Annotated in this window: 21 protein-coding genes; 14 read left to right on the top strand and 7 right to left on the bottom strand. The window is 71.4% G+C overall.

From position 1 onward, the window contains the following. Positions 1–46 precede the first annotated feature (46 nt). Genes AC07DO_RS29520 through AC07DO_RS29510 form a run of 3 tightly spaced genes read right to left on the bottom strand, consistent with a single transcriptional unit; the run spans position 47 to position 3,197 of the window. On the bottom strand, positions 47–577 hold the full coding sequence (locus AC07DO_RS29520; RefSeq protein ID WP_479063768.1) for a copper chaperone PCu(A)C: 531 nt from the start codon (positions 575–577) through the stop codon (positions 47–49). Further along, a complete protein-coding gene (locus AC07DO_RS29515; protein WP_479063767.1) occupies positions 574–2,952 on the bottom strand; it encodes a heavy metal translocating P-type ATPase in 2,379 nt (792 codons plus the stop codon). Before AC07DO_RS29515 ends, AC07DO_RS29520 begins: the two co-directional genes overlap by 4 nt. After that, positions 2,952–3,197 (bottom strand): hypothetical protein, encoded by a 246-nt coding sequence (locus AC07DO_RS29510; RefSeq protein WP_479063766.1) that lies wholly within the window; start codon positions 3,195–3,197, stop codon positions 2,952–2,954. Before AC07DO_RS29510 ends, AC07DO_RS29515 begins: the two co-directional genes overlap by 1 nt. Positions 3,198–3,376: 179 nt before the next feature. Between AC07DO_RS29510 and AC07DO_RS29505 the strand changes: the two genes are divergently transcribed. Next, positions 3,377–4,141 (top strand): NAD(P)H-dependent oxidoreductase, encoded by a 765-nt coding sequence (locus AC07DO_RS29505; RefSeq protein ID WP_479063765.1) that lies wholly within the window; start codon positions 3,377–3,379, stop codon positions 4,139–4,141. Here the strand turns inward: AC07DO_RS29505 and AC07DO_RS29500 are convergent. Continuing rightward, positions 4,072–4,539 carry a transcriptional repressor gene (locus AC07DO_RS29500; RefSeq protein WP_479063764.1) on the bottom strand — a complete coding sequence of 156 codons (468 nt, stop codon included), beginning with the start codon at positions 4,537–4,539 and terminating at the stop codon, positions 4,072–4,074. The genes AC07DO_RS29505 and AC07DO_RS29500 overlap by 70 nt on opposite strands. After that, entirely contained in the window at positions 4,536–5,528 is a 993-nt protein-coding gene (locus AC07DO_RS29495) for a GHMP family kinase ATP-binding protein (RefSeq protein ID WP_479064181.1), read from the bottom strand. Before AC07DO_RS29495 ends, AC07DO_RS29500 begins: the two co-directional genes overlap by 4 nt. Positions 5,529–5,736: 208 nt before the next feature. Here AC07DO_RS29495 and AC07DO_RS29490 point away from each other — a divergent pair, with 208 nt between their 5' ends. The 6 genes from AC07DO_RS29490 to AC07DO_RS29465 all read left to right on the top strand — a co-directional run bounded on the left by AC07DO_RS29490 (position 5,737) and on the right by AC07DO_RS29465 (position 11,879). Next, entirely contained in the window at positions 5,737–6,729 is a 993-nt protein-coding gene (locus AC07DO_RS29490; protein ID WP_479063763.1) for a pyridoxal-phosphate dependent enzyme, read from the top strand. 66 nt (positions 6,730–6,795) lie between these two features. Beyond that, the gene (locus tag AC07DO_RS29485) at positions 6,796–7,635 is read left to right on the top strand and encodes a Rossmann-like domain-containing protein (protein WP_479063762.1); all 840 of its coding nucleotides are present in this window, start codon (positions 6,796–6,798) and stop codon (positions 7,633–7,635) included. Next, the gene (locus tag AC07DO_RS29480; protein WP_479063761.1) at positions 7,632–8,951 is read left to right on the top strand and encodes an MFS transporter; all 1,320 of its coding nucleotides are present in this window, start codon (positions 7,632–7,634) and stop codon (positions 8,949–8,951) included. The genes AC07DO_RS29485 and AC07DO_RS29480 overlap by 4 nt, the downstream gene beginning before the upstream one ends. 86 nt (positions 8,952–9,037) lie before the next feature. Further along, a complete protein-coding gene (locus AC07DO_RS29475) occupies positions 9,038–10,057 on the top strand; it encodes a FecCD family ABC transporter permease (RefSeq protein ID WP_479064179.1) in 1,020 nt (339 codons plus the stop codon). Between the two features lies 1 nt (position 10,058). Continuing rightward, positions 10,059–10,832 carry an ABC transporter ATP-binding protein gene (locus AC07DO_RS29470; RefSeq protein WP_479063760.1) on the top strand — a complete coding sequence of 258 codons (774 nt, stop codon included), beginning with the start codon at positions 10,059–10,061 and terminating at the stop codon, positions 10,830–10,832. Positions 10,833–10,871: 39 nt separating this feature from the next. Continuing rightward, positions 10,872–11,879 (top strand): ABC transporter substrate-binding protein, encoded by a 1,008-nt coding sequence (locus tag AC07DO_RS29465; protein ID WP_479063759.1) that lies wholly within the window; start codon positions 10,872–10,874, stop codon positions 11,877–11,879. A 2-nt stretch (positions 11,880–11,881) separates the two neighbouring features. On the opposite strand, the gene AC07DO_RS29460 is transcribed toward AC07DO_RS29465, so the two are convergent. Both AC07DO_RS29460 and AC07DO_RS29455 read right to left on the bottom strand, forming a co-directional pair. Continuing rightward, a complete protein-coding gene (locus tag AC07DO_RS29460) occupies positions 11,882–12,733 on the bottom strand; it encodes an SMP-30/gluconolactonase/LRE family protein (RefSeq protein WP_479063758.1) in 852 nt (283 codons plus the stop codon). Then, positions 12,730–13,500, bottom strand: a complete 771-nt coding sequence (locus tag AC07DO_RS29455) for an IclR family transcriptional regulator (RefSeq protein ID WP_479063757.1) — start codon at positions 13,498–13,500, stop codon at positions 12,730–12,732. Before AC07DO_RS29455 ends, AC07DO_RS29460 begins: the two co-directional genes overlap by 4 nt. A 237-nt stretch (positions 13,501–13,737) precedes the next feature. Between AC07DO_RS29455 and AC07DO_RS29450 the strand changes: the two genes are divergently transcribed. The 7 genes from AC07DO_RS29450 to AC07DO_RS29420 all read left to right on the top strand — a co-directional run bounded on the left by AC07DO_RS29450 (position 13,738) and on the right by AC07DO_RS29420 (position 22,175). Then, positions 13,738–14,904: a mandelate racemase/muconate lactonizing enzyme family protein gene (locus tag AC07DO_RS29450; RefSeq protein ID WP_479063756.1), complete on the top strand. Its 1,167-nt coding sequence runs from the start codon at positions 13,738–13,740 to the stop codon at positions 14,902–14,904. Then, positions 14,901–15,914 (top strand): zinc-dependent alcohol dehydrogenase, encoded by a 1,014-nt coding sequence (locus AC07DO_RS29445; protein ID WP_479063755.1) that lies wholly within the window; start codon positions 14,901–14,903, stop codon positions 15,912–15,914. The genes AC07DO_RS29450 and AC07DO_RS29445 overlap by 4 nt, the downstream gene beginning before the upstream one ends. A 190-nt stretch (positions 15,915–16,104) precedes the next feature. Next, positions 16,105–17,073, top strand: a complete 969-nt coding sequence (locus AC07DO_RS29440; RefSeq protein ID WP_479063754.1) for a hypothetical protein — start codon at positions 16,105–16,107, stop codon at positions 17,071–17,073. Positions 17,074–17,082: 9 nt separating this feature from the next. Then, positions 17,083–18,195 carry a multiple monosaccharide ABC transporter substrate-binding protein gene (gene chvE / locus AC07DO_RS29435; protein WP_479064177.1) on the top strand — a complete coding sequence of 371 codons (1,113 nt, stop codon included), beginning with the start codon at positions 17,083–17,085 and terminating at the stop codon, positions 18,193–18,195. Then, on the top strand, positions 18,192–19,751 hold the full coding sequence (mmsA, locus tag AC07DO_RS29430; RefSeq protein ID WP_479063753.1) for a multiple monosaccharide ABC transporter ATP-binding protein: 1,560 nt from the start codon (positions 18,192–18,194) through the stop codon (positions 19,749–19,751). The genes chvE and mmsA overlap by 4 nt, the downstream gene beginning before the upstream one ends. A 10-nt stretch (positions 19,752–19,761) precedes the next feature. Next, a complete protein-coding gene (mmsB, locus tag AC07DO_RS29425) occupies positions 19,762–20,991 on the top strand; it encodes a multiple monosaccharide ABC transporter permease (RefSeq protein WP_479063752.1) in 1,230 nt (409 codons plus the stop codon). 32 nt (positions 20,992–21,023) lie between these two features. Continuing rightward, positions 21,024–22,175: an aldose epimerase family protein gene (locus AC07DO_RS29420; RefSeq protein WP_479063751.1), complete on the top strand. Its 1,152-nt coding sequence runs from the start codon at positions 21,024–21,026 to the stop codon at positions 22,173–22,175. The last annotated feature ends 1 nt before the right edge of the window (position 22,176 follow it).

The raw sequence follows: 22,176 nt of genomic DNA, 5'->3' as shown, positions 1-22,176 counted from the left end.
GCACAGAGTAGACAGTGTGATGTTCGGAGGAGTGACCATCCCGCCCTTAGAGGCGCCGTTCCTCGCTGCCGTAGGACGGACGGATCACGACCGCTTCGGTTCTGACGGTCCCGCCTTCACGGAAGGTGAGGACGAAGGGGATGCGTTCGCCGAGGCGCAGCGGCTCGCGCAGGCGCACCATGACGTCCAGGCCGTACGGCGACATGGTGAGGACCTCGCCCGCGGGGACGGCGGCGGAGTCCACCATGCGCATGCCGGCGGCCCCACGTCCCCTGGGCACGTACCGGCCGAGCATCACGTCGTCGAAAGCGGGCGAGGACACGGAGGTCAACCGGTCGTCGGAGCCGCCGGAGTTGGTGATCCGGAAGAACGCGGCACTGTCCCGCGTGTTGCCGTACGGCAGGAAGACCGTCCCGTCAGCGACCTCGACGCGCGCCGGGCTGCCCGCGGCGCCGGTCCCCGTCCACACCGTGAGCAGCCCCAGCGCGAGGGCACACGCGGCGACGGGTGCGAGCGCGCCGCCGAGTCCGTCGCGGATCCTGCGGCGGGAGGGCTGCCAGGAGTGTGTGTCGCTCATCGGTGACCTCCACGGGTTCCCCGGCGGTCGCGGTGCGGGCGCGGGGCCGGGCCGCGCGTCGGGCGCGGGGCCGGGCCGCGGGTCGGGCGCGGGGCCGGGCCGCGGGTCGGGTGCCAGGTGCGCAGGCGCAGGCTGTTGCCGACGACCAGCAGGGAGCTCGCCGACATCGCCGCGGCGGCGACCATCGGGTTCAGCAGGCCCACCGCGGCGAGCGGCACCGTGGCGGCGTTGTAGCCGAAGGCCCACAGGAGGTTGACGCGGATGGTGCGCAGGGTGCGGCGGGCGAGGCGGACCGCGTCCGCGACGGCCTCGATGTCGCCGCGGACGAGCGTCACGTCGGCGGCCCCGATCGCGACATCGGTGCCACTTCCCATGGCGATGCCGAGGTCGGCGCCCGCGAGCGCCGCGGCGTCGTTCACGCCGTCGCCGATGACCGCCACACGGCGGCCCCCCTCTCGCAACTCCCTCACGAGTGCTGCTTTTCCCTCGGGTGTGCAGCGCGCGTGCACCTCGTCGATGCCGAGATCCCCGGCGACGGCGCGGGCGGTGGCCTCGCGGTCGCCGGTGGCGAGAACGGGGCGTACGCCGAGGCGCCGCAGCCGGTCCACGGCGCGGTAGCTGCCGGGGCGCACCAGGTCTCCCACGGCGACGAGCGCCTCGGGCCTGCCGTCCACCAGGACCAGGACCGGGGTGTGCGCGGCGTCCTCGGCCTCCGTCAGCGCGCGGGCCAGCGTCCCCGCCAACTCGTCGCCGGGGGCGCGTACTTCGACGTCATGCCCGTCGACCTCGCCCCGGACGCCGCGCCCCGCCTCGGCCGCGAACTCTCGGACCGCGGGCAGCCGTTCCTGGGGCGCGGATCTGCTCGCGTACGAGGTGATCGCTCGGCCCAGCGGGTGTTCCGAGCCCTGCTCCACGGCTCCGGCGAGCCGTAGCGCCGCCTCCTCGCCGATGCCGTCGGGCGCCGCCGTGAAGGCGGTGACGCTCATGTGTCCCGAGGTCAGGGTGCCGGTCTTGTCGAGGACGACGGTGTCGATGTGCTTCAGCGCTTCGAGGGCACGCGGCCCGGTGACCAGGACACCGAGCTGGGCGCCCCGGCCCGTCGCGGCCATCAGGGCGGTGGGGGTGGCCAGGCCCAGAGCGCACGGGCAGGCGACGACGAGCACGGCCACGCAGGCGGTGACGGCGGCCTGCGGGTCGGCTCCGGCGCCGAGCCAGAAGCCGAGCACCGTGGCAGCGAGCGAGAGCACGACCGGCACGAACACGCCCGCCACCTCGTCCGCGAGCCGCTGCGCGTTCGCCTTGCCCGCCTGGGCGTCGGTCACCATGCGGGTGATGCGGGCCAGTTGGGTGTCGGCCCCGACGGCCGTGGCACGGACGAGGAGCAGCCCGCCCGCGTTGACGGCACCGCCGGTCAGGCCGGACCCGGGCCCGACCTCGATGGGTTCGCTCTCCCCGGTGACGAGTGACAGATCGACGGCGGAGCTGCCCTCGACCACGACACCGTCGGTCGCGGCCCGTTCACCGGGACGCACCACGAAGACCTGTCCCACCCGCAACCGCGCCACAGGGACGACCCGTTCGGCGCCCGAGTCCTCCCTTACGGCGACGTCCTTGACCGCGAGCCCCGCGAGGGACCGCAGTGCCTGCCCGGTGCCGTGCCGGGCCCGGGCCTCCAGGAACCGTCCGGCGAGGACGAACAGCGGAACACCGACGGCCGCCTCGAGATAGACGTGCGCGACGCCGTCGTCGGCGGCGGGCAGCAGGGTGAACGGCATCGTCATGCCGGGGGCGCCCGCACCGCCGAGGAAGAGCGCGTAAGCCGACCAGCCGAAGGACGCCGCGACGCCCAGCGAGACCAGCGTGTCCATGGTCGCCGCCGCGTGCCGGAGGCCGCGCAGCGCGCGCAGGTGGAACGGCCACGCGCCCCAGGTGGCGACCGGCGCGGCGAGCGCGAAGCACAGCCACTGCCAGTTGCGGAACTGGAGGGCGGGCACCATGGAGAGGACGAGCACGGGGAGCGCGAGCAGCGCGGTGACCAGGAGTTGCTGCCGCTGTTGCTGTTGCCGGCGCCCCTGAGGTTCCTGCTCCCGAGGGTCCTGCTCCTGCGGGTGCGCCTGTTGGTCCCGTTCCCGCCGCCGTGGCGGTTCCGGCAGCTCCGCCGTGTATCCGGCCTGCTCCACAGTGGTGACGAGTTCGGCCGGAGTGACGGACGGCGGGTGGCTCACGCGGGCGCGGCCGGTGGCGAGGTTGACCGTCGCGCTCACCCCGTCCAGCCTGCCGAGCCGCTTCTCGACCCGTTTCACGCAGGCCGCGCAGGTCATACCGCCGATGGCCAGGTCGGTGGTCACCACGGCGTCCGCCGCGTCGACGCCCATCAGTGGCCTCCGCCGTGCATGCCGCCCATGCCACCGCCGCCGGTGTCGGTACCGGTATCCGTATCGCTGTCACTGTCGGGCCGGGTGCCGGACCCCGGGTCCGTCCGCGAGTCGTGCATGCCCGGCGCGACCGGCCCCACCGCGCTGCCGACGGCGTACGACCCGGCGAAGATCAGCACCAACAGCAACAGAAAGCCGCAGAGTGCGGGCGGCGGCACGAATCTCCGCCGTCTGTCCTCAGCCATCACCGCTCCCGGGTCGTGCGACGGTGCGGACCGGCCGGTCCGCACCGCTCAAGGAGTCGGATGCGAAGGGGCCCGAGTTCCCTGACGGTCGCCACTCGGCCAGATCTTGGCCAGATCCTTGCGGGCCATGGCCATGTGGCCACTCGTTGCCGCCCGGAAGCGCGGCACAAGATCGAAGCATGAAGATTCTCTGGGTATTCGCACATCCCGACCGGCGCTCGCTGGGCGGCTCCTTGATGACGGAGGGGCTGCGCACGCTGGAGTCACTCGGGCACGAGCACCGCACGTCGGATCTGTACGGCATGGGGTGGAAGGCGGTGGTGGACGCCGACGACTTCGGGGACGCGCCGCGCGACCGGCGGCTCTTCGTGGGCCCCGAGCAGGAACGCGCGTACAAGGACCGGACGTTGAGCGAGGACGTGCGCCGCGAGCAGGAGAAGATCGCCTGGGCGGACACGCTCGTCTTCCAGTTCCCCCTCTGGTGGTTCGGTCCGCCCGCGATCCTCAAGGGATGGTTCGACCGGGTGCTCGTCCAGGGCTTCGGCTTCGGCATCAAGGGGCCCGACGGCCGGACCCTGCGGTACGGCGACGGGGGCCTCGCCGGCAAGCGCGCCCTCGTCGTCACGTCGGTCGGCGCCCGCGCATCGGGCTTCGGGCCGCGCGGGATCCACGGCCAGCTGGACCAGGTGCTGTTCCCGCTGCTGCACGGCACGTTCTGGTACACGGGCATGGCCGCGCTGCCGCCGTTCGTCGTGTACGGGGCCGACCGACTCACGGACACCGGATACGCGCGCGACGCGGCCCGGCTGCGCGAGCGCCTGCGCGCCCTGCCCGACACGGAACCGCTGCCCTTCCACGAGGAGAACGGCGGTGCCTACGACGAGGACCTGGTGCTGCGCCCGGAGCTGGCGCCGGGCATGTCCGGCCTGGGCGTGCACAGTTGAGCGGAGCGGCGGGGCCCGCGGACGCCGCTGAGTTCGCGTGTGTGCGCCGGCTCGGCGAAGCCCGTCGACTCCGCCGGGCGGTCCGCCCACGCCTCGACGGCGCCCGCGTCCACCGCGCGGCTCCGGCCGCAGTCGCGGCAGGTGAGGTAGTGGCGGTGTTCGTCGGTGGGCCGCCGCAGGTGGAGACGTTCGCCGCTCTCGTCGCGTACGACGACGAGGCCGGCGTGGTCCGGTTCCCGCAGCGCGCGGTGGACGGTGGTGCGGCCGACCGCCCGGCCGGACCCCGCGAGCCGGGCGTGCGGTTCCTGCGCGGAGACGAACTCGGCGCGGCTGCCGAGGGTTTCGAGGACGGCGGCGCGCCGGCGGGTCCCGCGCATCCCTTCCGTGCCGCCGGTCACGGAACCTTCCCGAGGGCGGACGCCACGCGAAGGGGAGGCCGCGCGGGCACCGTGCCGAAGCTCAGCGTCCGGTAGACCGACACCCCGCCCGGCCCCCCGCCCGTCAGCTCCCCGCACGCCTCCGCCGCCGCCGTCACACGGCGCGTGTACGCGGGGTCCGTGGCGTCGAGCAGGATTCCCGACGTCGTACCGCTGTGCCCGACCGCCACGCCGAGGCCGCCGACCTCGCGGCAGATGTCCAGCATCCGTTCCAACGACGCCTTGTGGCGCAGGGTCTGGTTCATCAGGGCGCTGCGCGTGGCGACGCGCCCCACCTCCGCCAGGTCGTGGCCGCGCACCGCGACGGTGAGGCGTTCGAGCAGCCCGGCATAGGCGTGCCGGTCGGCGGTCGTGAACGGTTTGGGGATGCGGTTGAAGTCCACCGTGTCCACCGAGCCCCCCTCGTCGATGCCGACGACGCCCATGGCGGGCAGTGAGCCGAGGACCGCGCGGAGCCGGACGCTGCGGTGGTGGTAGGCGACGATCGCCGGGTAGAGGACGCCGTCGGTGGGTTCGATGCGGGCCAGGAGCCGTTCGATCCTGGCGGGCGGCATGGGGACGCCGAGGGCCCGGCCGACCGCGCGCGCCGTGGCGACGAGGTCGGCGGAGGAGCTGGCGAGCCCCTTGCCCTCCGGGATGACGCTGCTGAGGGTGAGCACTCCGCCGGGCGGGCGCCCGGGCGGCCCCGCGGGGGCCGACTCGACGATCATGCGCGCCAGTCGCAGCGCCTTCGTCTTGTGTCCCGGCCGGACTTCGAGCTCGCCCGACGCGGACCCCTGCCGGTATGTGGCCATCGTCCAGCGGGCGACGGGCAGCGTCACGAGGAAGTCGCCGCCCTCCTCGGGAAGCACCCCCTGGAGCAGCTCGCCGAAGGTGCCGAAGGCGGTGCCGACCCCGGTCGCGGGCGCGCCACGGCGCGGCGGACGAGACCGGGTTGCGGCCTCCTGGATCAGCTTCACGCGACTCCTCTCGACATGGCGGCGCACGGCACGGCGCTCCGCGCGGACCAGTGTGCCGAACTTACCCGCTCTTGACAATCATTTTCATCTAGTGTGATGCTCTCGGCGTTCCGGGGTCCACCCCGGAGCCGCTCCGGGGGCCGACGGCGCTCCCCCGGCACCCCTCCCTGCCCTCTCGTCCCTACGGGGGATCTCCGTCATGCACGCACACATCGCCGAAGCGGTGAAGAAGCCCGATCTCATATCCCTCGCACCGGATCTGGCCTGCCTCCGCTTCGAGACCATGAAGATCTACTCGGCCCTCGGTGCCGTACGGCACCTGCTCGCCTCGGGCACCGTCCGCCCCGGCAACACCCTCGTCGACAGCTCGAGCGGCATCTACGCCCAGGCCCTCGCGCTCGCCTGCCACCGGTACGGCATGAAGTGCCACATCGTCGGCTCCACCACCGTCGACCGCTCGACGCGCGTGCAGCTGGAGATACTCGGCGCCACGCTGGAGCAGGTCGCGCCCTCCCGGAACCTGCGCCTGGACCAGGAGTTGAGGGTGCGGCGCATCGCCGAGATCCTGGCGGACAACCCCTCGTACCACTGGATGCGGCAGTACCACGACGACATCCACTACCTCGGCTACGAGGACGTCGCCGCGGAGATGGACAAGGAGCTGCCGACCGGGCCCCTCGCGCTGGTCGGCGGCGTGGGCTCGGGTGCCTCCACCGGGGCCCTCGCCACGTATCTGCGCGAGGCCGGCCGCGACGTGTCGCTCGTCGGCGTGCAGCCCTTCGGCAGCGTCACCTTCGGCTCCGAGCACGTCGCGGACCCCGACATGATCATCGCGGGGATCGGCAGCGCCATCGAGTTCCGCAACGTCCGGCACGAACTGTACGACCGCGTGCACTGGGTGAACTTCGACAGCGCCGTGTCGGGCGCCGTCTCCCTGCTGCGCACCAGCGGCATCTTCGCCGGGCTCTCGGCCGGCGCCGCCTACCTCACGACGCTGTGGGAGCGGCGCAGGGACGACACACGGACGTACGTCTTCATCGCCGCCGACACCGGCCACCGCTACGTCGACAGCGCCTTCGCCCGGCACGAACAGGCCCTGGACATCGACACGTTGAAGCCGCACGAGATCACCTCGCTCGACGAGCTCGAACTCCCCTGGTCCACGACGGCCTGGCCCGCCGCCGCATCGTGACCACCCCACCGGCCGCGTAGTCCCCGCGACCGCGTCATCCCCGACCCAGAGGAAAACCCCGCCCCCATGTCGCAGACCCCACCCCAGACCGTCGCCGAGCTCACCGAAGCCGTCCTCGCGGGCGCCCACGGCCCCGACCCGGCCGACCTCACCGTCACCAGCGCGTTCTGGCTCTACAACACGACGCGGCTAGCCGGCGGCGACGTCACGTACCACAACCACTACCTGCTGCTCCGCGTCGGTGACTCCTTCGGCGCCTGCTCCTTCGAGGCGGGCGAACTCGCCCCCGGCTTCTGCGAGCACGCCTCGGGCCATTCCCTGGAGAAGCTCCTGCGGGACGAGGCCGCGCCCGTGCGGACCGCCGCGCTCGACGCCTACCTCGCCCGGGTGCGCCCGCACCGCGACGCCGACGACGCCGAGCGTGTCATGCTCCCGACCGGCACGCCCGAGGAGCGCGCCGGGGCCCGCGACGCCGCCATCGCCGGGCTCCTCGACATCGAACCCGGCGCGCGGGTCGCCCTGATCGGTGTGGTCAACCCACTCGTCGCGGCGATACGCGAGCGGGGCGGCGTCTGCCTGCCCTGCGACCTGAACCTGCGCACCACGGCGTGGGGCGACCCCGTCTCCGACGACATGACCGAGGTGCTCGCGCGGGCCGACGCCGTGGTCGCCACCGGCATGACGCTCAGCAACGGCACGTTCGACCTGATCCTGCGGCACTGCGTCGAGCACGGCGTGCCGCTCGTCGTCTACGCGCAGAGCGGCAGCGCCGTCGCCCGCGCCTTCCTCGGCGCGGGCGTCACCGGCCTGAACGCCGAGCCGTTCACGTTCTCCCAGTTCAGCGCGGACGCCACCCCCATGTACCGGTACCGCGCCGCCCTCGCGTCGGACGGAGCGGCCGCGTGAGCACCGATGCCACCGAGGACCGCGCCAAGGGCAGCTCCGACCGGAGCGACGCGGACGTGCCGCCGGGTGATCTGCGCATGGCGCGCACGCTCTGGCCGGTGCTGCTCGCCTCGGCTGTCGGCCTGCTGCCGTTCACCGTCTTCAGCACGTACCTCGTGCCCATCGCCGACGAGGCGGGCAGCAGCGTCGCGGCGATGGGCGGCCTGCGCGGGCTCGGCGGACTCGCCGCCCTGCTCGTCGGCGCCGCGCTCGCCCCGGTCATCGACCGGGTCCCCAAGGAGTGGGCCGCCGCGGGCGCGCTCGTCGTGCTCGGCGGCTCGGCCGCGCTCGGCGCGGGCGGTAACTTCCTGCTGCTCGCCGTGTTCTGTCTGCTCGTCGGCGCCAGTACGGCCGTACTGAACCCGGCGCTCACCGCCGCGGCCGCCGACCGCTTCGGCACCGGCAGGGCCGCCGGGCGAGCGGCCACCCTCGTCACGGCCACCACCTCCATGACCGCCATGCTCGCCGCACCGGTCATCGCGCTGCCCGCGCTGTTCTGGGGCTGGCAGGGCGACCTGCTCGCGGTGACCGTGGTGTCGCTGCTGCTCGCGGCGGTCTTCGTGGCGCGGCGCGGGCGGCACGCGGACCCGGACGGCCAAGCCGCCGCGGGCGGGCCGCGCCTCGGCTATCTCGCCTCGTTCAGAGCGCTTGCCGCCGTGCGCGGCGTGGTGCCGCTGCTGCTTATCGGGTTCCTGCGCACCGCGGTGTTCATGGGCTACCTGTCGTATCTCGCGGCTTTCTACGAGGAGCGGTTCGACCTCGACGCCGGGCTCTTCGCGTTCGTGTGGACGCTGAGCGGCGCGTCGTTCTTCGTCAGCAACCTCCTCACCGGCCGGCTCACCAACTCCGCCGAGCCGCGCGTCGGCACGGAGCGCATGCTCGCCGCCGGGCTCGTCGCCGCGCTCGTCTCGGTCGTGGGCTTCTACTTCACGCACTGGCTGCCGCTCGCCCTCGCCATGACCGCGCTGCACGCGGCGAGCCACGCCGTCGTCGCCGCGTGCGTGGTCAGTCTCATCGTGCGGCGCTGCGGGACGACGCTGCGCGGCTCGGCGCTGAGCCTCAACGCGGCGGGCCAGAGCCTCGGCGTGTTCGCCGGCGCGGCGCTCGGCGGCGCGGGCCTCGGCCTCGCGGGTTACCCCGGCACCGCCGCGGTCTTCGGCGCGCTGGTCGTGGCGGCGCTCGGGGCCGCGGTGCTCGTGGTGCGCGGCGCCCCGGAGGCGGGTACCCCGAAGGCGGGCACCACGAAGGCCGTCGCCTCGAAGGAGCGTGACGCGTGAGCTCCGTCGTCGAGTCGCCTCCCGAGAACGGCTCTCCGGAGCCGCGGGTCACGTTCCGGGACCGGCTCACCTCTCCCAAGGCGCTGGTGCTGACCTGCGTCGCGCTCTTCCTCGTCCTGCTGGTCTCCGTCGTCGTGGCCATCGGCCTCGGTGCCGCGGCGGTATCGCCCGCCGACACCGCCCGACTCCTGTGGGCCGCCCTCACCGGCGGCCGCGTCGACGCCCACGAGACGACGACGTACCAGATCATCTGGCAGATCCGCACGCCCCGCGTGCTCCTCGCCGCCCTGGTGGGTGCCGGTCTGAGCGCCGTCGGCGTGGCCATCCAGGCGATGGTGCGCAACGCGCTCGCCGACCCCTTCGTGCTCGGGGTCTCCTCGGGCGCGTCGGTCGGCGCGGTCGGTGTCACGGTCACCGGGGGTCTCGCCGCGCTCGGCGTGTACGCCGTGTCCGCGGGGGCGTTCCTCGGCGCGCTCGTCGCCTCGTTCCTCGTGTACGTCGCCTCGTCCAGCCGAGGTGCGCTCTCACCGCTGCGACTCGTCCTGACGGGCGTGGCGATGTCCCTCGGGTTCCAGGCCGTGATGAGCGTGATCATCTACTTCGCGCCGGACAGCGAGGCGACGTCGATGGTCCTGTACTGGACGATGGGCAGCTTCGGCGCCGCGAGCTGGGGCGCGCTGCCCGTCGTCGCGGCGGCCGTCCTCCTCGGCCTCGCCGTGCTGTACCGGCACAGCAGGGCGCTCGACGTCCTCGCGCTGGGCGACGAGACGGCGTCCAGCCTCGGCGTCAGCCCCGACCGGCACCGCACGTCACTGCTCGTCGTCGTGTCCCTGGTGACCGGTGTGATGGTGGCCGTCAGCGGCGCCATCAGTTTCGTGGGACTCGTCATGCCGCACCTGGTGCGGATGGTGGTCGGCGCCCCCCATGCCCGCGTGCTCGCCGTCGCCCCGCTGGCCGGCGCGGTCTTCATGGTCTGGGTGGACCTGCTGTCGCGGACCGTGGTCGCTCCGCGCGAGCTGCCGCTCGGTGTCCTCACGGCGCTCGTCGGGGTACCGGTGTTCATCGGCCTGATGCGCCGCAAGGGCTATACGTTCGGGGGCCGTTGAGATGGATCTGCGACTCGACGGGCTCTCCGTGACCATCGACGGCAAGAGCCTCGTCCATGACCTCTCCCTCGACGTGGGGTCCGGCGACGTCGTCGGTCTGGTCGGCCCTAACGGCAGCGGCAAGTCGACCGCGCTGCGCTGCGTGTACCGGGCGCTGCGCCCGACCTCGGGCGCCGTCCTCGTGGGCGGCGACGACATGTCCCGGCTCACGATGCGGCGCGGCGCGCAGCTCGTCGCCGCCATGACGCAGGACGGCGCCGTCGACATGGACTTCACGGTCGAGGAGGTCGTCGCGCTCGGACGCGCCCCGCACCAGCGCGGCAACCAGGCGCTCACCGCCCGCGAACGCGAGCTGTGCGCCCGCGCGATGGAGCGGCTCGACGTCGGTCACCTCGCCGGGCGCGGTGTCCTCACCCTGTCGGGCGGCGAGCGCCAGCGCGTGCTGCTGGCCCGCGCCCTCGTCCAGGAACCGCACGTCCTGGTCCTCGACGAGCCGACCAACCACCTCGACGTACGCCATCAGATCGAGATCCTGTCGCATCTGCGCGGCGCCGGGCCCACCGTCCTCGTCGTGCTGCACGACCTCAACCTCGCGGCGGCGGCCTGCGACCGGATCGGGGTGCTCTCCCAGGGACGCCTCGTGACGTCGGGGAGCCCCGAGGACGTGCTCACCGAATCCCTGATGGCCGACGTGTTCGGGGTGAAGGCCACCGTCGTCCCGCATCCGCTGACGGGCGACCCCCAGCTCCTGTACGCGCTCCACCCCTCCCTCTGAACCTTCGCAACGCATCACCTCGAAAGGCGTCACCACCTCATGCGTCACACCAGATCCCTCGCCCTGGCCTCCGCGCTCGCGGCAACACTGGCCCTGAGCGGCTGCGGCGCCGACCTCGACTCGTCCGACGGAGCAGGGACGGCCGAGAAGAAGACCGTCGTCAAGCGCTGCGGCGAGCCCGTCCCCTACAAGGTCCCCCAGCGTGCGGTCGCGTACGAGGGCGGGAGCGCCGACAAACTCTTCAGCCTCGGCCTGACCGAGCACGTCCGCGGCTATGTGCTGCCGCCCGCCAATCCGCCGGTCAGCGAGTCCCCCTGGGCGTCGGAGTACGCCAAGGTGAAGATGCTCAGCGACGATCTGCTCAACAAGGAGGTGGTCGTCGAGGCGGATTCCGACTTCGTTGTCGCCGGCTGGAACTCCGGCTTCAGCGACCAGCGCGGCATCACCCCGAAGATCCTGGACAAGCTCGGCATCCAGAGCTTCATGCACACGGAGAGCTGCTTCAACTACCCCGGCCACCCACAGAAGGTCACCCCGTTCAAGGCGCTCTACAGCGACCTGGAGCGGCTCGGGAAGATCTTCCGGGTCGAGGAGAGGGCGGACCGGGTCGTCGGCGGCCTGAAGAAGCGCGTGGCGGCCGTGGAGGCGAAAGCCCCCAAGGCGAAGGACGGCAAGCGGGTCCCTGTCTTCCTCTACGACTCCGGCACCGACCAGCCGTTCACGGCCGGCAGCCAGGTGCCGCCGAACGACATCATCAAGAGCGCGGGCGGCAGGAACATCTTCGACGGCCTCGACGAGCGCTGGACGCAGGTCAACTGGGAGGCCGTGACCAAGGCGGAGCCGGAGGTCGTCATCATCTTCGACTACGGCGACCAGTCCGCGAAGAAGAAGATCGAGTTCCTGAAGAACTCCCCGCACACCCGGGAGCTGCCCGCCGTCAAGAAGAACAACTTCTTCGTCCTCGACTACAACGAGGGCATCAGCGGGCCGCGCGACATCGACGGTCTGGAGAAGTTCGGCAACTACCTCAGGGAGCTCAAGGGCTGAGCTCAGCCGCCGAAGGCGGTTCCCGGCAGGCCCTGGCCCGCATCCGGCACGACGAGCACCGAACCCGAGAGGGGGTGCGGGCGGTCGAGGCCGGTGCGGGCCGTCGTGATGTACAGGTCGCGCAGGCCGGGGCCGCCGAAGGCGCAGGCGGTGGGGCGGCGCACCGGGAGTTCCACGGTCAGGTCGAGCCGTCCGTCCGGTGTGTAGCGGCGGACGGCCGCGCCGTCCCAGAGCGCGACCCACACACATCCTTCGGCGTCGACGGTGAGTCCGTCGGGGAAGCCCGCCCGTTCCTCGATGTGCGCGAACGGCCGACGGTTCAGGGCGTGTTCGCCGTCAAAGTCCAGTACGTCGACGCGTCGCGTCGGGCTGTCCACGTAGTACATGAGCCGCCCGTCGGGGCTCCAGCCGGTGCCGTTGCTGACGGCCACGTCGTCGGCCACTTCGGTGACGGTGCCGTCGGGGGCGATCCGGGCGAGTCCGCCGCCGCCGGGCGCCTCGTCGTAGCGCATCGTGCCCGCAAAGAGCGCTCCGTCGGGCGCGACGGCCGCGTCGTTTCCGCGGCGGCCCGGCACGGGATCGCGCACCAGCCAGCTGAAGGGCGCGCCGCCCGGGCCGTAGAGGCCGATGCCGTCGCGGAGGTTGACGACCAGGCCGCCGCCCGCGCGGGGGTTGGCCGCGCCGACGTGCTGTTCGGTGGCCATGACCGTGCGACGGCCGTCCCCGGGGGCGTACGTGTGGACGCGGGCACCGAGGATGTCGACCCAGATGAGGCGGCCGGTCGCGACGTCCCAGGTGGGGCCCTCGCCGAGCGACGCCTCCGCGCGCACCGCCACGTCGAACGCTCGGCTCACCGCGCGCCCCGGTGGCCGAGCCGGACCGACAGGTCGCCCGCGCCCTTGGCGGCCAGCTCGGCCAGCTCGCGCTCGCGCTCCTCGGACCAGCGGATCATCGGTACGGAGATGGAGAGGGCCGCGACGACCTGTCCCGCGCTGTCGCGGACCGGCGCGGCCACGCAGCTCACGTCCGGGTTGGACTCTCGGTGCTCGACCGCGACACCCTGCTCACGGACATCGGCGAGTGCGGCGAGGAGCTCGTCCGGGTCGGTGATGCTGTCGGGGGTCATGGCGGTGAACTCCCGCCCCCGGACGCGGGTTTCGAGCTCGTCCTGCGGCAGGGAGGCCAGCAGCATCTTGCCGACCGAGGTGCAGTGCGCGGGCAGCCGGCGGCCCGCCGCGGAGACCATGCGCACGGCGTGCGTGGAGTCGACCTTGGCGATGTAGATGACGTCGGTGTCCTCGAGGATGGCGACGTGGACGGTCTCGTCGCAGGTCTCGGCGACCTGCTGGGCCACCTGCCGGCCCTCGGCGGCGAGGTCGAGCTGTTCGGCGTACCGGCTGCCGAGCTGGTAGGTGCGCACGCCGAGCCGGTAGCGTCCCGGCTGGTCCGGGATCTGGACGAGATACGAGCGGGCCGCCAAGGTGGTCAGGAGCTCGTGCACGGTGGTGCGCGGCAGCTGGAGTCTGCGGGTGACCTCGGGCGCCGAGAACGTGCCGTCGCCCTCCAGGAACAGTTCGAGTATGTCCAGCGACCTGGTCACCGCGGGCACCAGTCGTCCCATGAGTTCGGCCTCCCACCCTGCGCGTCCGAAACTTCGGTCGCTGATCGGTATGACGAACACAGGTTAGGCACGGCGCAGTTCGCGGCGCAATGGCCGTCGGATGCCGGACGCCACGCGCCCAGGGCCTCCCAAGACCGTTCCGCGCGACCCATTGACACCTTCAGGCCACCGTGAATACCGTCACGCCAACATTTCGAACGTGTGACGAAATACCGAACAAGTCAAGGGGCAACTGCCTTGCGCATTACGGGAATCAGCACGCATGTGGTCGGAACGCCCTGGCGGAATCTCACCTACGTCCAGGTCCACACCGACGAGGGCCTGACCGGTGTCGGAGAGACCCGCATGCTCGGGCACACCGACGCACTCATCGGCTACCTCCGCGAGGCGGCGGCCAACCACATCGAGGGGTCCGACCCGTTCGCGGTCGAGGATCTCGTGCGCCGGATGAAGTACGGCGACTACGGCAGGGCCGGCGAGATCGTGATGTCGGGCATCGCCGTCATCGAGATGGCGTGCTGGGACATCAAGGGCAAGGCCCTCGGCGTCCCGGTGTGGCAACTGCTCGGCGGGAAGGTCACCGACCGCGTCAAGGCGTACGCGAACGGCTGGTACACCACAGAACGCACCCCGGAGGCGTACCACAAGGCCGCCCAGGGCGTCATGGAGCGCGGCTACCGCGCCCTGAAGATCGACCCGTTCGGGACCGGGCACTACGAACTGGACCACGAACAGAGCCTGTACGCCGTCTCGTTGATCGAGGCCGTCCGCGACGCGATCGGACCCGACGCCGAGCTGATGCTGGAGATGCACGGCCGGTTCTCGCCCGCAACGGCGATCCGGCTCGCCCGCGACCTCGCGCCGTTCCGGCCCGCGTGGCTGGAGGAGCCGGTACCGCCGGAGAACCTGAAGGCACTGGAGAAGGTCGCCGCGAAGGTGGACATGCCGGTCGCGACCGGTGAGCGCATCCACGACCGGATCGAGTTCCGCGAGCTGTTCGAGAGCCAGGCCGCCGACATCCTCCAGCCCGACGTCGGCCACATCGGCGGCATCTGGGAGACCCGCAAGCTCGCCGCCACGGCCGAGACGCACTACATGCTGGTCGCCCCGCACAACGTGGGCGGCCCCGTACTGACCGCGGCGTCCCTCCAAATCGGCTTCACCGCACCGAACTTCAAGATCCTGGAACACTTCAACGACTTCGCGGACGCCGACATCAAGAAGGTCGTCAAGGGCGCCCCGCGGGTCGACCCGGAGACGGGCTGCTTCGAGCTGTCGCACGCACCGGGACTCGGCGTCGAGCTGGACGTCGACGCGGCGGCGGAGTTCCCGCAGCAGCAGGCGCGGTTCGACCTGTGGGCCGAGGGCTGGGAGAAGCGGGCGCCCGGCGGGGCCGACGCGTGACGTCACGCGCGATCGTCGTCGACCGCCCAGGATCCCACCGGCTCACCACCGGCCCGCGCCCGGAGCCGGGCCCCGGCGAGGTCCTCGTCGAGGTGGCCGCCGCCGGGATCTGCATGAGCGACCGCGAGGTGTACGACGGACACCGCGACGCCGCGTACGTGCGCTACCCGGTGATCCCGGGCCATGAGTGGTCTGGCACCGTGGTGGCCGTCGGCGGCGGCGTCGACCCCGGCCTCGTCGGGCGGAAGACCGTCGCCGAGGGCTTCCGCACGTGCGGCGTCTGCGAGCGCTGCCGGTACGGCGAGACGAGCCTGTGCGGCGGCGGCTACGCGGAGACCGGGTTCACCGAACCCGGTGCCTTCGCCGACCACGTCGCGGTGCCCGCGCGGCTGCTGCATCCGCTCGGTGACGATGCCGATCTCCGCGCCGCCGCGCTGCTCGAACCGTCCGCGGTGATCGCGGCGGCCGTGCGGGTGGGCCGGGCGCGGCCCGGCGAGCGGATCGCGGTGGTCGGGGCGGGGACGCTGGGGCTGCTCGCGGTGCAGTGGCTCGCGGCGGGCGGCCCCGCGGAGCTGGCCGTCGTCGATCCGCGCGAGGCCCGTGGGGAGCTCGCGCTGGGGTTCGGGGCGACCCGTGCGCTGTCGCCCGCCGAGGCGGCGGCCGTGAACGGGTCCTTCGATCTCGTCGTCGAGACGGCGGGTGCGGCCACCACCGCCGCTTCGTCGTGTCTGCTCGCCCGCAGGGGCGGGCGGGTGGTGCTCACCGGGATGTTCACGGAGGGGGCCGTGGGCATCGATCCCGTGCATCTGTCCCTCAGCCAGTTGGAGGTGCGGTCCGTGTTCGGGGCGTCGTCCGGGGCCTGGTCGGACGCGGTGCGCGCGTTCGACCTCGGGCTGCTGGATCCGGCTCCCCTCATCACCCACGAGTTTCCGCTGGAGCGGTTCGGGGAGGCGGTTGCCCTTGTCGGGGGCGGTGATCCCGAGACCGGGAAGGTCTTGCTGGTGCCCTGAGCTCTTCTCTTCGTCCGCGGGCCGTGTATGGCTGGTCGCGCCCACGCGGCGGAGCCGCACATGTGACAGCCCCCGCGCGCCCCTGAGTACGACACCGTGCCGCCCCACGTCATGCGCGGCGATACCGATGCATACCCCATGAAGCGAACACCGTTCGACATTTCGAACGACCTGATCAAGAAGGACAGCCGTGACCGACACATCCCCCTCCCGCCCCCGAAAGCCCGGCGAACCCGCCCTCGCCGCCCTCGGGCTCTCCGCCCCCTCCCCCGATCCCGCCGACGCCTCCCCGCACGCCTTCCCGGACGGGGGCACCTGGCGGGTCGAGATTCCCTCGGTCGAAGGGCCCGAGGCGCTCGGCGTCGTGCTCAAGGAGTCCGCGCGGCTCGACGTGCCGATCCACCGCATCAGCCAGGGCAGCGGCGTGTGGATGCTGTCCGACGCCGAGATCACCGAGATGGTGGAGACGGCCGCCGAGCGCGACATCGAGCTCTGTCTGTTCACCGGACCGCGCGGCACCTGGGACACCGGTGCCTCCGTGCGCACCGACTCGCACGGTGCCGGGCTGCGCGCCCGGGGCCACGACGCCGTCGCCGGATGCGTCGAAGACGCCGTGCGCGCCACGCAGTTGGGTGTGAAGTGCCTGCTCGTCGCCGACGAGGGCGTGCTGTGGACGCTGCACCGGGCCAGGACCGCGGGCATCATCCCGGCCGGCACGACGTTGAAGGTGTCGGCGCTGATCGGCCCGGTCAACCCTGCCGCGTACGCGGTGTACGAGCGGCTCGGCGCGGACTCGCTGAACGTGCCGAGCGACCTGACGCTCGCTCACCTCACGGAGATCCGGCGGGTGTCGGCGGCTCCGATGGACATGTACGTCGAGGCGCCGGACGACCTCGGCGGCTACATCCGCATGTACGAGATCGCCGAGCTGATACGGCGCGGCGCGCCCCTCTACCTGAAGTTCGGGCTCGCGAAGGCGCCCGCCATCTATCCCTACGGCGCCCACCTGCGCGACGTCACTCTCGACACCGCCCGTGAGCGCGTGCGCCGCGGGCGGCTCGCCCTGGACCTGCTCGCCCGGCACGGCGCCGGCGCGGGCATGTCGCCGCTCGGCTCCCGGCTGCCCGGCGACCTGAACCGCTTCCCCGAAGGGAGCTGACCCGTGACCATCCGCGGACGTACCCGCCTTACCGCCGTGGTGACCGCCGCCGTCCTGCTCGGCGCGCTCACCGCCTGCGGCCAGGAGGCGAAGGGCGGCAGCCGCTACAAGCCGGATGCCGGAGAGGGCGCCACGATCGGCCTCGCGATGCCCACCAAGTCGTCGGAGCGGTGGATAGCCGACGGCGAGAACATGGCGAAGCAGTTCCAGAAGGCCGGTTACAAGACCGATCTGCAGTACGGCGACGACAAGGTCGAGAACCAGGTCGCCCAGCTGGAGAACATGATCACCAAGGGGCGCAGTCTTCTGGTGGTCGCCGCGATCGACGGCTCCGCGCTGACCGACGTCCTGGGGCGGGCGCACGACGCGGGCATCCCCGTGATCTCGTACGACCGGCTCATCCTCGGCACGGAGAACGTCGACTACTACGCGTCGTTCGACAACGAGCGCGTCGGCCGCCTGGAGGCGCAGTACATCGTCGACAAGCTCAAGCTGGGGAAGCCGGAGGACCAGTCCGGCGACACGTACAACATCGAGCTGTTCGCGGGGTCGCCGGACGACAACAACACGAAGTACTTCTGGAGCGGCGCCATGAAGGTGCTGAAGCCGTACTTCGAGAGCGGCAGGCTCACCGTCCGCAGCAAGCAGACGAAGATGAACCAGGCCACCACCCTGCGCTGGGACGGCGGCACCGCGCAGAAGCGCATGGACGACCTGATCAGCAAGAACTACGGCACGCAGAAGGTCGACGCGGTCCTCTCGCCGTACGACGGGATCTCACTCGGCATCATCTCGGCGCTGAAGAGCGCGGGGTACGGCTCAAAGAGCAGGCCGCTGCCGGTGATCACCGGGCAGGACGCGGAGCTCGCGTCGGTGAAGTCCATCATCCGCGGCGAGCAGACGCAGACGGTGTTCAAGGACACCCGCAAACTGGCCGCGCAGACGGTGGCCATGGGCGACGCCGTCCTGCACGACAGGAAGCCCAAGGTCAACAACACCACGGGCTACCACAACGGCAAGAAGACCGTGCCGTCCTATCTGCTCGACCCCGTCAGCGTCGACAAGTCGAACACGGACCTCCTCGTCGAAGAGGGGTACTTCACCGCCGGGCAGCTCAAGTGAGCCGCCCGGTCCTGGAGATGCGCGGGATCACCAAGACGTTCCCCGGCGTCAAGGCGCTCTCCGACGTGAACCTGACCGTGCGGCCCGGGGAGATCCACGCGATCTGCGGCGAGAACGGCGCGGGCAAGTCCACGCTGATGAAGGTCCTCAGCGGCGTCCACTCCCACGGCAGCTACGACGGCGAGATCCACTTCGAGGGCGAGCGGATGGCCTTCAAGGACATCCGGGCCAGTGAGCGCCGCGGCATCGTCATCATCCACCAGGAACTCGCCCTCGTCCCTCATCTGTCCATCGCCGAGAACATCTTCCTCGGCAACGAGCAGGGCAGCCGTGGCTTCGTCGACTGGCACGGCACGCTGCGCAGGGCGAGCGCGCTCCTGAAGCGGGTGGGTCTGGACGAGAAGCCGCAGACGCCGGTCGCCGACATCGGGGTGGGCAAGCAGCAGCTGGTGGAGATCGCGAAGGCGCTGTCCAAGGAGGTGAAACTGCTGATCCTGGACGAGCCGACCGCCGCGCTCAACGACGAGGACAGCGCGAAGCTCCTGGGCCTCATCGTGGAGCTGCGCGAGCAGGGCATCGCCAGCATCATCATCTCCCACAAGCTGAACGAGATCCGGGCCATCACGGACTCGGTCACGATCCTGCGCGACGGGCGGACCATCGAGACGCTCACGGTCCGCGAACGCCCGGACAGCGAGCCGCAGTTGTCGGAGGACCGCATCATCCGCGGCATGGTCGGCCGCGACCTCGACCACCGCTTCCCCGACCGCACGCCCTACGAGGGCGAGGACGCGGGGTCGCTCGCCCTCTCCGTCGAGAACTGGACGGTGCGGCACCCGGTCGACCATCAGCGCAAGGTCGTCGACGACGTGTCGCTGACCGTGCGGCGCGGCGAGATCGTCGGCGTCGCGGGTCTGATGGGCGCGGGCCGCACGGAACTCGCGATGTCGGTCTTCGGGCGCTCCTACGGCCAGTACGTCACCGGCACGGTGTCGGTCGGGGGCCGCAGGGTCGTGACGAAGACGGTACCCGCGGCGGTCGACGCCGGTATCGCGTACGTCACCGAGGACCGCAAGCAGTACGGCCTGAACCTCATCGACAACATCAACCGCAACATCTCCCTGGCCTCGCTGCCCGGCATGCGGCGCAAGGACGGTTTCGTGGACGGGCACCACGAGCGCTCCGTCGCCGAGCGCTACCGGAAGTCGATGAACATCAAGGCACCCACCGTGTTCGAGCAGGTGGGGCGGCTCTCCGGCGGCAATCAGCAGAAGGTCGTGCTCAGCAAGTGGATCCACGCCGACCCGGAGGTGCTGATCCTCGACGAGCCGACGCGCGGCATCGACGTCGGCGCGAAGTACGAGATCTACACCGTCATCGACCGGCTCGCCGCGGCCGGCAAGGCGGTGCTCTTCATCTCCTCCGAACTGCCCGAGCTGCTCGGGATGTGCGACCGGATCTACACGATGGCCGAGGGCCGGCTGACCGGTGAGGTCGACCGTGCGGACGCCACCCAGGAACTCCTGATGCGCCACATGACCAAGAACAGAAGCTGAGGCCTCCGCCATGACCACCACGACCAAGCCCGCGCGCGACACCGCGTCCGCGCCACCCGCCCGGCAGTCCGTCGGCGAGCTGCTGCTGCGGAGCGTGCGCTCCAACATGCGCCAGTACGGCATGCTCATCGCCCTGGCCTTCATCGTCATCCTCTTCCAGATCTGGTCGGACGGCGTCCTGCTGCTGCCGAGCAACGTGTCCAACCTGATCCAGCAGAACGGCTACATCCTGATCCTGGCCATCGGCATGATGATCGTCATCATCGCGGGCCACATCGACCTGTCCGTCGGCTCGCTGGTCGCCTTCGTGGGCGCCATGTCGGCGGTGATGATGGTCAAGCACGACATGCCGTGGGTGCTCGCGCTCGTCCTTTCGCTGCTGATCGGCGCGGTCGCGGGCGCGTGGCAGGGCTTCTTCATCGCGTACGTCGGCATCCCGTCGTTCATCGTGACGCTCGCCGGCATGCTGCTGTTCCGCGGTCTGACCCAGATCGTGCTCGAGGGCCAGTCGCTGTCGCCGTTCCCCGACGGCTTCCAGAACATCGCCAAGGGCTTCATCCCGGAGATGGGCCCGTACACGCAGTACCACAACCCGACGCTGGTGATCGGCTTCGCGACGATCGTGTTCCTGGTCTTCCGCGAGTGGCGCAGCCGCAAGCAGCAGCTGGCGTACGACCTGGACGTCACGCCGACGAGCCTGTGGGTGGCCAAGCTGGTGGCGATCACCGCGGCCGTCGTCGCCTTCACCCTGACCCTCGCGAGCTTCCGCGGTGTGCCCGTGGTGCTGCTCATCATGTGCGGTCTGCTGATCGGGCTCGGCTATGTGATGCGCAACGCGGTCATCGGCCGGCACGTGTACGCGCTCGGCGGCAACAAGGCGGCGGCGAAGCTGTCCGGCGTCAAGGACAAGCGCGTCACCTTCCTGATCTTCGTCAACATGGGCGTGCTCGCCGCCCTCGCGGGCTGCGTCTACGCGGCACGCCTGAACGCGGGCACGCCGCAGGCGGGCCTGAACTTCGAGCTCGAGGCGATCGCGGCCTCGTTCATCGGCGGCGCGTCGATGAGCGGCGGCGTGGGCACGGTCATGGGCGCCGTGATCGGCGGTCTGGTCCTCGGCGTGCTCAACCAGGGCATGTCCCTGGTCAACATCGGCACGGACTACCAGCAGGTCATCAAGGGCCTCGTGCTGCTGGCGGCGGTCGGTTTCGACGTCTGGAACAAGCGCAAGGTCGGCCGCTAGCCCTTCCCCGACTCCCCTCTCTGGAGACGCACATGGAAACGAGCAGACGCACCGTGCTGGCGGCGGCAGCCGCGGCCGGCATCACCGCGACCGTCGCGGGCGGCACGTCGTACGCGACGGACGGCGCCCGCCCCACGAAGGAGCTCTTCGGCAGACTCGCCGACGGCACCAAGGTGTACCGCTGGTCGCTGGCGAACGGCGGCACACGGATGAAGGTCCTGTCGTACGGCGGCATCGTCCAGTCCCTCGAACTGCCGGACCGGCGCGGCCGGTACACGAACGTCTCCCTCGGCTATGACACCGTCGAGGCGTACGTCGCCGGGGACACGTTCTTCGGCGCGCTCATCGGCCGCTACGGCAACCGCATCGCGCGCGGCCGTTTCACCCTGGACGGCACCACGCACCAGCTCTCCGTCAACGACGGCGAGAACAGCCTGCACGGTGGCGCCAAGGGCTTCAACACGCGGGTGTGGGACGTGGAGCCGTTCACCGGCCCGTCGGGGGTCGGTCTCGTCCTGCGGTACGTGAGTGTCGACGGCGAGATGGGATACCCCGGCACACTCCGCGTGAAGGTGACGTACACCCTCACGCCGCACGGCGACTGGCGCGTCGATTACGCGGCGACGACCGACAGGGCGACCGTCGTGAACCTCACCAACCACGCGTACTACAACCTGGCGGGCGAGGGCAGCGGCGGCATCTACGACCACGAACTCCTCCTGGCCGCAAGCCGTTTCACCCCGACGGACGCGGGTCTGATCCCGACGGGTGAGCTGGCAGCCGTGGCGGGCACGCCCTTCGACTTCCGGCGCGCGAAGACCGTCGGCGAGGACATCCGCGTCGCGCATCCGCAGCTGGTGACCGCCAAGGGGTACGACCACAACTGGGTCCTGGACAAGGGCATCACCCGCCGCCCGGAACACTTCGCGACCCTGCGGGACCCGGACTCCGGCCGTACGATGAAGATCGCCACGACCGAGCCCGGCGTCCAGTTCTACTCCGGCAACTTCCTCGACGGCACCCTGACGGGTCCCTCGGGCCGCACGTACCGCCAGGGCGACGGCCTCTGCCTGGAGACCCAGCACTTCCCGGACTCCCCGAACCACCCGTCGTTCCCTTCGACGGTGCTGCGGCCCGGGGAGACCTACCGGTCGAGCACGGTGCACGCCTTCTCGGCGCGCTGAG

The sequence above is a fragment of the Streptomyces sp. NPDC045678 genome (assembly GCF_056432085.1).
The sequence above is the reverse complement of the archived record's forward strand: the minus strand, read 5'-3'. Positions and strand labels throughout refer to the sequence as shown.